Origin of the sequence: Algoriphagus machipongonensis (assembly GCF_000166275.1) — a bacterium.
Taxonomy (GTDB): Bacteria; Bacteroidota; Bacteroidia; order Cytophagales; family Cyclobacteriaceae; genus Algoriphagus; species Algoriphagus machipongonensis.
Genome location: NZ_CM001023.1, coordinates 4,650,468 through 4,663,305, shown reverse-complemented (window position 1 = coordinate 4,663,305; position 12,838 = coordinate 4,650,468). Strand labels below are relative to the sequence as shown.

Sequence of the window (12,838 nt, the reverse complement as noted above, 5' to 3'; positions counted from 1 at the left end):
CAATTACTTAAGGTTTAACTTGCTCACCTGTCTTACCAAATCTCCTCTCTCTTTTTTGATAATCGAGGATGGCAGCGACTAGATGCTTTTCTCTAAAATCTGGCCATAACACCGGAGTGAAATGTAATTCCGTGTATGCCAGTTGCCAAAGCAGAAAATTGCTTATTCTGAATTCTCCAGAAGTCCTGATCATTAATTCGGGATCAGGAATGTCCTTGGTTTCCAGATGGTTTGCAAACACTTCCTGAGAAATGTCATCCACCTTCAATTTTCCATCTGAGACTTTTTGAGCAATGCGACGTGCTGCTTGGGTGAGTTCCCATTGTCCACTATAGCTAAGTGCTAAAATGAGCTTGAGACCAGTATTAGAAGCGGTTTTTTCCTTTGCTTCTTTGAGTTGTTTGTATGCGGTTTCTGGAAGGCTATCGATATCCCCGATGCTATCCATGACGATATTATTTTTCATCATCATAGGCACCTCATTGGCGATGGTTTTTACTAATAAAGCCATCAATCCCTCTACTTCCTCTTTTGGTCTAGACCAGTTTTCAGTTGAAAATGAAAAGAGGGTAAGGTATTTAACGCCAAGGTTATTGGCTCCTTCTATAGCATCCCTGACAGCTTTTATGGCATGGTGATGTCCGAAGATCCTCATCGCACCTTTTTTCTTGGCCCAACGGCCATTACCGTCCATGATAATTGCAATATGTCGGGGGATCCTGTTTGGGTCTAATTCTTCCTTCATTCCAGTGTTTTCCGAATACCTCGATTTTTGGAGGTACAAAAATGCTATTTCTTTTCCAATAAATTGCCCCTAAGGGTCAATTAATTAATAGGCATAGCACTTTGTAGACGCGAAAGTATAGCTTATTGTTAACCCTAGGAAGTAATACCAATCCTTATCGTTTGGATTGCCAAAATTGATTCCATATGGCATATCGGGGTTATTTGGATCTGGAAAGCGTGGGATCGCTGGTTCCGTGCTGTCTATTTTATCCAAATAATCAGTCAATGTAGGTCTGAATCCTAATTCCGCAGCTAATGTCCACCGATCATTGAGTCGGTACTTGACACCTCCACCAAAGGGGATTACCACTGTTCCTAAATCGTACCTTGAGGATACATTATATTGAAACGTGTTCCCTTTTGCTAGAATATAAGAATAACCTATCCCAAAGAAAGCGTAGGGGGAAAACCGGAACTCTGAATTATTTCTTAAATAGTCCAGAAAATTAAATTCCATCACAGCGGAAGCCTCAATAACTCCTGCTCGGAATCTTCCATCCCTAACCCTGGCCATTTCATCCAACGGTTTAATGCTGTCCGCTGCATTAAGACGGGCTAAACTCAATCCCGCTCGCAGTGTCCATACATTGTCAAAATTTCTCTTGCCAAACAACGTTCCTTGAAGGCCAATTTGGCCAGGGTCAATTTTTCGGATAATATCTCCTGAGTAGGTTGCTACTCCGAGACCCCCACCGATTTCGTATTTCTGTGCTTTCACTTCTAGGCATATGCCTGAGAATAAAAGCAGGAAAATGAATAAGTGACTGAAAATCTGAAAATTGACTTTTTTCAAGACGATGCAAGTTATGAAGTAGCTAACGTATAAAAAACGCTTGCTAGTATTTAACGGGTTAATAATTGTTAAGCTAAATTTCTGTGAATTTACCAATCTTTTGGGAATTCTAATTTCTCATATCTAATCCCCAATTTAGCTTTTGCCTCAAGGTATCAAAGAAATGATAATGTGGGAGCTTTATCAACTTTGCCTGAAATAATTCTTTTTTGACACTGAGCTTTACTTCTGAGGAAATGGAAGTAGACCTAGAATCCAAAGAGATAAGAAACTTTTCAGCTCTTCCCTCTATTTCAAAGCTAATTTCGCTGTCATCTGATACAATGATGGGACGCACGTTGAGGTTATGCGGACTCACAGGAGTAATCACCAAGTTCTTAGCTTCAGGTGAGATCAAAGGTCCCCCACAGCTGAGTGAATAGCCAGTAGACCCTGTTGGAGTAGATACGATCAATCCATCAGCCCAATAACTATTTAGGTATTTTCCATCAATGTAAGTATGAACTGTAATCATAGAGGAGGTGTCGCGTTTATGGATGGTGAATTCATTAAGCGCAAAATTCAGCCCATTGAAAAGCCTTTTATGTGAATGCAAGGAGATTAATCCCCGTGTTTCTATTTGAAAGTTTTCGCTGGCCAACTGTTCAATCGCCTTTGAGATATCTTTGGTGGCTACCGTAGCAAGAAAACCTAATCTTCCTGTATTCAGGCCTAGAATCGGAACTTCACATTCTCCCACTTGGCAAACAGTATCCAAAAGGGTACCGTCTCCACCAATGGAAATCATGAAATCCATCATTGCCATATCTTTTTTGCTTTCTAGGACCCAATATTGCAAGGCTTTATTTCCATGCATTCGGAGTTGCCTGTCAAATTGCTCTGTTACGAAAATCTCAAAATTGAATTTGCTTAGCTCCTCAAAAAGGATCTGAACGTGCTGAAAATACTCAGCTTTGAGTGCTAAGCCATGTAAGGCTACCTTCATGAATCAAATATCTAAAAATCTCAGCAAGTTACCGATTCGGTCTTCTTCCCCGCTAATTCCACTTTCTTCCTGGTAGTGATCTAAAATTTTATAGCCAAACCTTTCTAAAGTGGCTTTAATATGACGAAGTTCTGGCTGATCCAATTTTAGGGTAAGTTTAATCTTGGCGCTATCTAATGGATCACTGGAAATAAATGAACTCAGCACTTTTGTGTTTTCACTTTCTACGATTCTAGATATCTCAGAAAGACTATAATCAGTCATATACAAGGATAAAACCAAAACACTTCCTTGTGACTGGATAGAAAGGCTTTCTGCGAAAGCGGAAATTGCGTCTTCCATAGTGACCACACCTAGATATTCTTGCTCCCTTCCAAGAACTCCTACAATATTGCTGTCTTGCTCTGAGCTTACTTTTAGGACATCATAAATATGCTTATCTCCATAAACCCAACAAGTCTGTCCATCTAGCATAACATCTGATATTAATATATCAGCATTGTTGAGGTCAAAAATCATCTCTTCTCTTAGCATTCCTAAAAAGACTCCCTTATCCACAACCGGAAGCGTATCTGTACGAATTTCTTCCATCCACGCCAAGGCCATCCCAGTTTTGTCGCTGAGTTTCAAGGGTGGAATTAGATTATTGATGAATTCGTAGGCCTGCATTATTGAAATATAGGGAATGAATTTAGAATTTAAAACGCCCAAAGCTTTAAACTTGTTTGGACATCTTGTGATTTCCTGCTGTTTTAGAAGTTTTGAGCTGAAGTATTAAGAACGGAATTATTGAAAATTAATTCCCTTAATCAGAAGAACTGGTGATAAATAACTCCAAGAGTGACACCGCCAGCTATTATTGCCGGGGAAGAAATTTTAGTAAACTGGAGCATTGCATAGGTAGATAAAATGAAAAAGATATTGATGAAATTAGGTTCTAAAGGCTCAAAAAGTAGATAAGCTGCTGCAATCAACATTCCACAGGAAACAGCATTTACTCCTTCTAGTGCAGCTCTAACTGGCCGGTAAACTTTCAGTTGGTCCCAAAACCTGATAACGAAGAAAATCATAAAAATTCCCGGAAGAAAGATGCCGGCAGCTCCAATCAACCCCCCAAAAATAATTCCTAAGCTTCCACCCGATCTCATGGATAGTGCGCCCACATAGGAAGCAATACTAAAAGTTGGGCCAGGGATAGCTTGGGAAATGGCGTATCCTGTTAGGAATTCTTCCGAGCTGAGGAAATTCTTAAAATCTACAAATTCTGTATAGAGGTACGGAACAAGAACCTGACCTCCTCCGAAAATTAAAGAGCCGTTTCGATAAAAATTCTCAAATAAGAGGATTCCGTGATATTTAGTGACTCCACCTAATATCGCAGCTAGCACCAGCACTCCGGCCCATAGATAGAAGTTTGCCCATTCAATTTTTAACGGTGCATCCTTTTCTAATTTCGGTTGCTTCTTGTATTTAATTGAGGTACTTACACCTCCTATGATCAAGAGAACAGGGAAAATGTAAGGAGAGCTATAGAAAAAGGATACAAACGCAGAAATCAACATTAAGATCATGGCTTCCGTGCTTTGCACCATTTTACTGATTGTTTTTTGAGCTGCAAAAATTATAAACCCTATGGCCATGGGTTGAATAAAAAGTGCGAAGTTGAGTGCTCCAGGAGTATTTTCCTGTAGAAAAGAGATTAAAACAGCTGCAAAAGTCATTAATGCCGTGGCGGGTAAAATCCATACAATTAAAGCCAAATAAGCTAAGTTGGGGCCTCCCACACGAAAACCTATAGCAGAAATTAATTGAGTAGAAGAGGGGCCAGGAAGCATATTGCAGAGCGCGTTCAATTCCCAAAGGTCATCCTCTGAAATATACGCTCTCGCCTTTACCATTCGCTCTAGTAGCATGGCGAGGAAGGCTTGAGGCCCTCCAAAGGCAGTTACTGAAAGCACCAAAATGTCTTTCAGAAAAAGGTAATATCTAACCTTCCTGACCGACACCCTACTTTCTTAATCCAAGTTCACGTAATCTTTCCTCCAAAAACTCACCTGCAGTTGCATCAGTAAATTGTTTAGGATTTTCTTCTGAAATACAGCTTTCCAGACAAGTCAAATCCATTTCGGATCTAGGATGCATAAAGAAAGGTATGGAATACCTACTCGAGTTCATTTTTTCTTTGGGAGGATTGACCACTCGATGAATTGTAGATTTTAATTTTTTATTGGTCAACCTTTCCAGCATATCACCCACATTGACTACCAATTGATCGGGAAGTGCTGTGATTGGAATCCATTTTCCATCTTTTCTCAAAACTTGAAGTCCATCCGCACTTGCACCCATCAATAAGGTGATCAAATTGATGTCTCCATGTTCAGCAGCTCTTACGGCATCTGCAGGCACCTCATCCGGATTTTCAATTGGGAAGTAATGGATTTGGCGTAAAATAGAATTACCATAAGCAACTTTGTCTTCGAAATAATCCTCTGGAAGCTCTAGATTCAAAGCGATGGCCTGAAGCATGGCTTTGCCAGCACTCTCCAGGGTTCGATAAGCTTCATTTGCATCATTCTGAAATTCTGGAATCTCAGCTGGCCAAAGATTTGCTGGATATTCTTTTTTGACAGGATCAGAATCAGGAATATTTGCAAGTTCTTGGCCTACATGGTAAAATTCCTTCAGGTCTCCCGTATTTCTACCTTTGGCATGTTCTTTTCCTTTTCCTGTATAACCTCTCTGGAAACCTATTTCTGGTTTTTCGTATTGAGATTTGACTTCATCTGGAAGGGCAAAAAAAGACTTGATAGAATGATATAGTCTATCCTGGAGCTCTTGTGATAGGCCATGGTTTTTTATTGCCACAAAACCGATATTTTGGTAGGCCTCCCCTAGTTTTTTTACAAAAGCCGCTTTTTTTTCTGGGGAACCAGTAGTGAAATCTGCTAGATCTAAACTGGGGATCTCATCAAAAAGGATTTCCATTGTGCTGAAATAGTTAAATAGTAAGAACTCTTTTTTTCTTTAAAATTAAATATCTTTAATATCTAATTCGTCCTGTTATGAATAAAATACTCCTTTCACTGGTTTTACTGGCATTTATTGTTTCCAGTTGCTCCGAAGAGAAAAAGAAAATCAATGAATCGGTGGTAGAATCAGGTGACTTGGCTTCTTCAGGAGATGAAGCTATGCCAAAAGTAACATTTTACCAATACGAAGATTCATCCAGTTACCCGGATGCAATTTTAGAACTTTACACTCCTCTTGGAAACCAGGTTTTTAAGCCTGGAAAGGTGCCTTTTGAATTTAATATTAAGAATTATCAGTTTCAAAAAGATGGAGATCAGGATTTTAAACTTTTTAATATACTCAATGGTGGAGACCCTGTCGGATTTTATGCACCCATTTTTCAAAGAGAGTTAACCGAAGGAAGCTATAGAATTGTAGCCTATTTGGTAGATGATGAAGGTTTGGCTCTAAAGAATTTCGGGAACTATGTAGATAGGGACTTTCAAGTTGGCGAATCAAGACCCTTTCCATATTCTGCAGAGCCATACTTGGCCTTAAATTATCCTAGAAGTAATCAGGAATATGTGGATGGCGAAGAAATGATCATAGACTTTTTGGTTTTAGGTGGTGATATGGAGTTGGATAGATTAAAAGTGAGGATAGAGGTAAACGATTTTCAATATGAAATAAACGAAATGAAGCCTGTTCGAGTGGCTAATTTACCAGCAGGCACCTATCAAGTTCAAGTAAATTTGCTTCGCAAAGATGGAAAAGAATTGGATGGGCCATTCTCATCAGTCAGTAAAACAGTGATAGTTCGATAACATGCTTATCTTTGGGGCTTCAATTTCCAAGATTTTCAAATGCTGCTAGTTAATCAAATAAGAGACAACTACGCCGGTGTACTTGCCGGACTTCAAAAGAGAAATTTTCAAAATGCCAAAGAGGTACTCGCAGAGGTATTAAAATGGGATGATTTAAGAAAATCTACCCAAACTCAGCGTGACCAGATGCAAGCAGAATCGAATTCTATATCCAAGAAAATCGGTATGCTGATGAAGGAAGGGAAAGCTGCCGAGGCTATGGAGATTAAAGAGCGAACTGCTCAAATAAAAGCTCAGATTAAGGAGCTTGAAGAAGAAAATTCAAATGCTGAAGAATCTTTAAAATCACTTTTATATACAATTCCAAACGTTCCACATAGTTCTGTGCCAGCGGGTGCTGCAGCAGAGGATAATGAAGTGGTTCTGGAAGTAGGAGAGGTTCCAGTTTTGCATGAGGGTAAAAAACCTCATTGGGAACTGATTAAAGATTACGACATCATTGATTTTGACCTGGGTGTTAAAATCACAGGTGCAGGATTTCCAGTGTATAAAGGAAAAGGAGCAAGACTTCAAAGGGCATTGATCAACTTCTTCCTTGACGAAGCAATGGCACAAGGTTATACAGAAGTGCAGCCTCCAATTTTGGTCAATGAGGATTCCGGTTACGGTACGGGACAATTGCCGGATAAAGAGGGTCAAATGTATTTCGCTTCAGCAGATAACTTGTATTTAATCCCTACAGCTGAAGTGCCTTTAACCAATTTATATAGAGATGTAATACTTACAGAGGCAGATTTGCCTGTAAAAAATGTAGGGTTCACACCTTGTTTTCGTCGCGAAGCAGGAAGTTGGGGGGCTCATGTTCGAGGATTGAATAGATTACATCAGTTTGACAAGGTGGAAATCGTGCAGATTACACACCCAGACAAATCCTATGAGACCTTGGAGAGCATGAGTAGTTATGTTCAGGGGTTATTGAAAAAGCTAGAACTTCCTTACCGTGTATTGCGACTTTGTGGAGGAGATATGGGCTTTACATCTGCTTTGACTTATGATATGGAAGTTTATTCTGCTGCTCAGGAAAGATGGCTTGAGGTAAGTTCTGTATCTAATTTTGAAACTTATCAGTCAAATCGATTGAAACTCCGATTTAAAGGAGAGGATAAGAAGACCCAATTGGCTCATTCACTAAATGGAAGTGCTTTGGCTTTACCACGAATTGTAGCTTCTATTTTAGAGAACAATCAAACGCCCGATGGTATCAATATGCCCAAGGTTCTTCACCCTTATTTAGGGTTTGATAAAATATAAGATTTTGAAACTCCCTGTTAATCAGGGAGTTTTTTTTATGATAGGTAAAAGCTATTGACAATAGGATTTTTCAATCAATTTTTTGCGATTTTGTATGCAATCGTTAGCGAGCTTATTTAAGATTGATTTTACGGGGATTCGGACGACAAAAAGATGACTGTCTATCTCAATTCCAAATAAAAATTGGTTCGATCATGATTTTCATAAATTCATGAAACTTGAGATTTTTTTAAAGTATTAATTACTAAGCTAGATTTGTGTTAACAAATATTCAACAAAACAACACATACATGGCATTAGTAGGAAAAAAGGCTCCGGCATTTTCAGCAGGAGCAGTGATAAACGGAGAAGAGATTGTAGAGAACTTCAACTTGGATCAATACCTAGGTAAGAAGAATGTCGTTCTTTTCTTCTATCCAAAGGATTTTACTTTCGTTTGCCCAACTGAACTTCATGCTTTCCAGTCTAAGTTGGCTGAATTTGAAAAAAGAGATACAGTAGTAATTGGTTGTTCTACTGACACTGAAGAAACTCACCTAGCTTGGTTGATGACTCCAAAAGCAGAAGGTGGAATTGAAAGTGTTACTTATCCTATCATCGCTGACGCTTCAAAAACTATTTCTTTGAATTACGGTGTTTTGGCGGGAGAATATTCTTATGATCCCGAGACAAACCTTTGGTCATTTGATGGCGCTCCAGTTGCATACAGAGGTACATTCTTGATCGATAAAGAAGGTGTTGTTCGTCACGAATCAATCAATGACTTGCCTTTAGGAAGAAATATCGATGAGTACTTAAGAATTCTTGACGCTCAGATTCACGTAGAGAAATTTGGCGAAGTTTGTCCAGCTAACTGGGAAGAAGGTAAAGAAGCTATGCAGGCTACTAACGAAGGAGTTGCTACTTACTTATCAAATAATTAATTATGATTGAACTAACTGAAGATACTTTGCAGGAGCTTGTTTCAAGCAATGATCAAGTGATTGTACAATATTCTGCTGGCTGGTGTGGCAATTGCCGTATTATGAAGCCAAAGTTTAGAAGATTAGCTGGAGAAAATGCTGACAAGGTTTTTGTCATTGTGGACGCTGAGAAATTTCCGAATTCACGAAAATTGGCTCAAGTAAACAATTTGCCAACTTTTGCTTCTTTCAAAGGAGGTCAGTTGGTGAATCAAATCCAGACAAATAAAGAAGATCAATTAAAAGCTTTGATTAATGAAGTTACCAGTAATTAAGACAATTCAGAGAACCTGTACTCCTGAGCAGATTGAAACAGCTTTGGAAGTATTGGAAAACATTTCTGAAGCACCCTCTTTAAAAGAACCAGAAATCGACGTGATTGGAGAATTAATCTCTAATCTATGTGGAGCAATGGAGGTGCATCAAATGGTTTCAGAAGGTATGTCTGAAAAAGATGCTGGAAATGCTTTCATGAAAAAAGTTTTAGGATCTATAGATAGATAAAAAAACAATTTGGGTTTATTGTTAATTGAAAAGGGATCTCATTAGAGATTCCTTTTTTTAATACATGAATAGTTAATTTGAGTTGAGTTTTTATTCTGATAGGATGCAGAGCTCCTCGAATTAAATTATTTTTAGGATGTCCCTAAATCAAAAAAGTAAACAACAATTATTTCCTCATGTTTGATGGAGCGAGTTTTCCCAAGGCTTTAGACGAGCAGACTTTTGAATCCTGGTTGGAGAATGGGAGGCACAGTAGAATTCCCTTCAACTTTTTATTGATCCTCTGGGACGATATTGAAGGGGAGTATGAGCCTGTATATGTTTCAGAAAGAGAGGAAATCCACAAATATGATCGGTATACCAATACACCGGGAAGGCAATTATTGGTAGCCGCATATGATCTGTATTCCGAATCTAGGTTAGTTTAATCACCTCTTATTCCGAAGGGTTTTCCCTAAAATAGTTGTGGAAAAAAAGCAGTTGATATTGCACTGACTCTTTCCAGTAATCCCAAGTATGCCCACCTGGATTTGATGTAAAGGTATGTGGGATATTAAGGTAAGTAAGTTCTTCATGCAGTTTCAAGTTGACCTGATAGAAGAAGTCATTCGTGCCACAGTGGATGATTAGAGGTAATTTATTTTGGCTTAAAAGGTGTAATTGGCCCATCACGGAATAGTCCTCCCAGTTGGAAGGGGATTCAGCTTTGGTTCCTAGGTAGGCTTTCATATTCCAATTTTCTGGAAACGGAGCAATATCCACTCCTCCGCTTTGGCTTCCGGCTACACCAAATATATCTTGATTCCGAATGGCTAAATACAAGGCTCCATGTCCACCCATGCTGAGGCCAGTTATTGCCCGTCCTTCTTTTTTTGCAATTGTAGCATAATTATCATCAATGAATGGAATCAGCTCCTTCGTAATGTAAGTTTCGTATTGTGATTTAGGATCAACAGGACTATCCCAATACCAACTATCGAAATTACCGTCGGGAGTGACTAAAATCATTTGATATAAATCAGCAAGCTTTTCTGTTTCCGGAGCATTTTCTAACCAAGAAGTATAGTTTCCTGAATATCCATGCAATAAAAATACTACCGGGTATTGCGACTCTTCGTCATAGTTTGAAGGAGTTATCACCATGGATTTGACCTCTTTATCCATGGTTTTACTATAAGTTGAAACAGTGTCAACACTTGCAAATGTGAATATAGGTAGCGTGACAAAAACAAAAATTAAGGCTTGACTTATCGTTTTTTTCATGAATGAATACGGCTTCAGGGATTAGAAATAAACATAAAAACCCTCCAAGATAATCAATTCGTTTCTTAGAAAATGAGGGGTAGTTATTAAGATCATGAGATATTTTTTTTACCAACTGTAATCTTTAATAGAATTAACGGGGAATCGAGGGACTCTTATTTTTAATAATAATTCATTAGATTAAAATACTTTACAGAAGACCAAACCATGAGGGTTTTGTTTGTTCATGTTTAATGTTTACCTGTCAAAGAAATGAGATTCAACCACAAATTACCCCTAACTATATTTTTATTTTTCTTTACCAGCTTCATGACTTTTGCCTGGCAAGAGTCTGATTTTGAAATCATCAAAGAGCGGATTTTTAAGGATTATCAGAAGAGTATTCCCGATTCAGATATAGGTAAACAAGTGGGGGAAATTCTCAAAGGCTTTCAAACTGACGGAAGCTGGAATGATATTGATTATAAAGATAAATCGATGACTGGTTGGGAACCAGACAAGCATATTAAAAGGCTGGGCATAATGACTATAGCTTACACAAAAGCTGGAAATAAATATGAAGGAGATGAAGAACTTTTTGGTAAAATTCTTCAAGCCATGCGATACTGGACAAATTTGAATCCAGAACCAACCTCAGATAATTGGTGGTGGGTAAGTATTAGCGTTCCAAAGGAAGTAGGAAGTCTATTGATAGCCATGAGGTATGGAGATAAGCAAGTTCCGGAGGAATTGGAAAAAGAAATGCTGAAGTGGATGAATAAGACGGTTTCTATTACAAAGTCACCCGGTAAAGATGGATCTAATCTTACTGATATTGCTCAACATATGATCATGCAGGCTGTATTGACTGAGGACTCTGAACTTTTAAATAGGGCTGTTTCTGTAGTTTCAGAATCTATTCAGGTTACACAGGGGGATGGAATTCAAAGAGATATGTCTTTTCACGCGCACGGGCCTGAACTCTATATGCATGGTTATGGAAGGGAGTATTTATTGGGGATTAGAAATGTAGCGGTTTATATAATGGGGACGAGCTTTTCATTTACTCCTGAGCAAATCGCATTGATATCGGATTTTACTAGAAATGGGTATCTGAAATCTATGAGGGGGAAATACATTGATTACAGTGTGATTGGTCGAGGAATTGCCAGAAATAATGCGACAAGAACAAACTCTGGGTTAATAAAACTATTGAGGGAAATAGACATAGATGAAAATCAGGAGGAATATCAATATGCAATTGCTCGTATTGATGGAAAAGAACCTCCTTCTTATCATGTTGAGCCAAGGAATATTCATTATTGGAGGTCTGATTATACTATTCACCAAAGACCAGAATTTATGGTTTCAGTAAATATTGCCTCCTCTCGCTCGATCCGAACAGAATCTGGAAATAAGGAGAATTTAAATGGTCAATGGTTGACAGAGGGAGCTATGAATATTGCTGTCAAAGGGGATGAATATTTTAATATTTTCCCAAATTGGGAATGGAATAAAATTCCTGGTACAACGACACCAGAAAACAAAAAGTTAAGAAAAAGGACCAATTGGGTTGCAGAACCAGGAAATGCAAATTTTGTAGGGGGAGTTAGTGATGGATTGAATGGATTGGCTGTTTATAAAATGGATGCCTATAAAACCCAAGCTCAGAAAGCATGGTTTTTCTTTGGGGATAAAATCATATGCATTGGGGCAGGAATAAATGCTGATCGTGTTGAAAATATTAATACCACTGTAAACCAATCAAGGCTGAGAGGGCCAGTCTTGGTTTCTACTACTAGTGATTTTAAGGAGATGAATTCAAAGTTTGCCAAGTTTGACGAACCCAATACCTGGATATTCCATGATCAAATAGCATACTACTTTCCTGAAGGGCAAAAATTAGAGTTGTCTGCTCAAAATCAACCGGGTTCCTGGGCTGAAATTAATGGCAACTCTTCCAGCAAAACGATCAATAAAGATGTATTTAAATTATGGATCAATCATGGAAAGAATCCAGATGATTCAAAATACAGCTATGTGGTTTTTCCTGGTATTGATTCTTCGGATCAATTAGGAGATGAATTGGTTTCTGGCTTGGAAATAATTCAGAATGACCGTAAAATCCAGGCGGTGATTGACCAAAATCTTAAACTTTTTGGGGCAGTTTTTTATGAAAAGGGCTCTTTAGAATGGGAAGGTATCAGCCTTTCTGTCAATCAGCCTTGTTTGGTTCAGATTCAAGAATATAGCCCGGGGAAATGGCAAGTCAACCTAGCCGAGCCAACCCAGCTTCTGAAGGGTTCCATTAAAGTAAATATCAAGGCCAATGGAAAATCTAAGAATATTAACTTCAGTTTGCCAAAAGGAGATCTTGCTGGTTCTACTGTAAATGAACTTGTTGATATGAATTAAGCTTCTA

14 protein-coding genes are annotated in these 12,838 nt (G+C 38.5%); 7 read left to right on the top strand and 7 right to left on the bottom strand.

Annotated elements, in window-relative coordinates; translation table 11 throughout:
* Nucleotides 1–7: 7 nt before the first annotated feature.
* From ALPR1_RS19800 to ALPR1_RS19775, 6 genes are all read right to left on the bottom strand, one after another.
* Complete coding sequence (locus ALPR1_RS19800) at nucleotides 8–784, bottom strand: isoprenyl transferase (protein WP_083796202.1); 777 nt, start codon at nucleotides 782–784, stop codon at nucleotides 8–10.
* 45 nt (nucleotides 785–829) lie between these two features.
* The gene (gene porG / locus ALPR1_RS19795) at nucleotides 830–1,579 is read right to left on the bottom strand and encodes a type IX secretion system protein PorG (protein ID WP_008203360.1); all 750 of its coding nucleotides are present in this window, start codon (nucleotides 1,577–1,579) and stop codon (nucleotides 830–832) included.
* A 109-nt stretch (nucleotides 1,580–1,688) separates the two neighbouring features.
* Nucleotides 1,689–2,564: an NAD kinase gene (locus tag ALPR1_RS19790; RefSeq protein ID WP_008203359.1), complete on the bottom strand. Its 876-nt coding sequence runs from the start codon at nucleotides 2,562–2,564 to the stop codon at nucleotides 1,689–1,691.
* Nucleotides 2,565–2,567: 3 nt separating this feature from the next.
* The gene (locus ALPR1_RS19785) at nucleotides 2,568–3,233 is read right to left on the bottom strand and encodes a CBS domain-containing protein (protein ID WP_008203358.1); all 666 of its coding nucleotides are present in this window, start codon (nucleotides 3,231–3,233) and stop codon (nucleotides 2,568–2,570) included.
* Between the two features lie 140 nt (nucleotides 3,234–3,373).
* Nucleotides 3,374–4,570 carry a chromate efflux transporter gene (gene chrA / locus ALPR1_RS19780; RefSeq protein ID WP_008203356.1) on the bottom strand — a complete coding sequence of 399 codons (1,197 nt, stop codon included), beginning with the start codon at nucleotides 4,568–4,570 and terminating at the stop codon, nucleotides 3,374–3,376.
* A 1-nt stretch (nucleotide 4,571) separates the two neighbouring features.
* Nucleotides 4,572–5,549 carry an isopenicillin N synthase family dioxygenase gene (locus tag ALPR1_RS19775; RefSeq protein WP_008203354.1) on the bottom strand — a complete coding sequence of 326 codons (978 nt, stop codon included), beginning with the start codon at nucleotides 5,547–5,549 and terminating at the stop codon, nucleotides 4,572–4,574.
* A 77-nt stretch (nucleotides 5,550–5,626) separates the two neighbouring features.
* On the opposite strand from ALPR1_RS19775, the gene ALPR1_RS19770 reads away from it, so the two are divergent.
* The 6 genes from ALPR1_RS19770 to ALPR1_RS19745 all read left to right on the top strand — a co-directional run bounded on the left by ALPR1_RS19770 (nucleotide 5,627) and on the right by ALPR1_RS19745 (nucleotide 9,602).
* Nucleotides 5,627–6,397: a hypothetical protein gene (locus ALPR1_RS19770; protein WP_008203352.1), complete on the top strand. Its 771-nt coding sequence runs from the start codon at nucleotides 5,627–5,629 to the stop codon at nucleotides 6,395–6,397.
* Nucleotides 6,398–6,436: 39 nt separating this feature from the next.
* A complete protein-coding gene (gene serS, locus ALPR1_RS19765; protein WP_008203349.1) occupies nucleotides 6,437–7,708 on the top strand; it encodes a serine--tRNA ligase in 1,272 nt (423 codons plus the stop codon).
* A 290-nt stretch (nucleotides 7,709–7,998) separates the two neighbouring features.
* Nucleotides 7,999–8,631: a peroxiredoxin gene (locus ALPR1_RS19760; RefSeq protein WP_008203346.1), complete on the top strand. Its 633-nt coding sequence runs from the start codon at nucleotides 7,999–8,001 to the stop codon at nucleotides 8,629–8,631.
* A 2-nt stretch (nucleotides 8,632–8,633) separates the two neighbouring features.
* Entirely contained in the window at nucleotides 8,634–8,945 is a 312-nt protein-coding gene (locus ALPR1_RS19755) for a thioredoxin family protein (RefSeq protein ID WP_008203345.1), read from the top strand.
* Complete coding sequence (locus ALPR1_RS19750; protein WP_008203344.1) at nucleotides 8,926–9,174, top strand: DUF6952 family protein; 249 nt, start codon at nucleotides 8,926–8,928, stop codon at nucleotides 9,172–9,174. Before ALPR1_RS19755 ends, ALPR1_RS19750 begins: the two co-directional genes overlap by 20 nt.
* A 176-nt stretch (nucleotides 9,175–9,350) precedes the next feature.
* Nucleotides 9,351–9,602: a hypothetical protein gene (locus tag ALPR1_RS19745; protein ID WP_008203343.1), complete on the top strand. Its 252-nt coding sequence runs from the start codon at nucleotides 9,351–9,353 to the stop codon at nucleotides 9,600–9,602.
* 7 nt (nucleotides 9,603–9,609) lie between these two features.
* On the opposite strand, the gene ALPR1_RS19740 is transcribed toward ALPR1_RS19745, so the two are convergent.
* Nucleotides 9,610–10,437 carry an alpha/beta hydrolase gene (locus ALPR1_RS19740; protein ID WP_008203342.1) on the bottom strand — a complete coding sequence of 276 codons (828 nt, stop codon included), beginning with the start codon at nucleotides 10,435–10,437 and terminating at the stop codon, nucleotides 9,610–9,612.
* 309 nt (nucleotides 10,438–10,746) lie between these two features.
* Between ALPR1_RS19740 and ALPR1_RS19735 the strand changes: the two genes are divergently transcribed.
* Nucleotides 10,747–12,831: a polysaccharide lyase family 8 super-sandwich domain-containing protein gene (locus tag ALPR1_RS19735; RefSeq protein ID WP_040303047.1), complete on the top strand. Its 2,085-nt coding sequence runs from the start codon at nucleotides 10,747–10,749 to the stop codon at nucleotides 12,829–12,831.
* Nucleotides 12,832–12,838 lie beyond the last annotated feature (7 nt).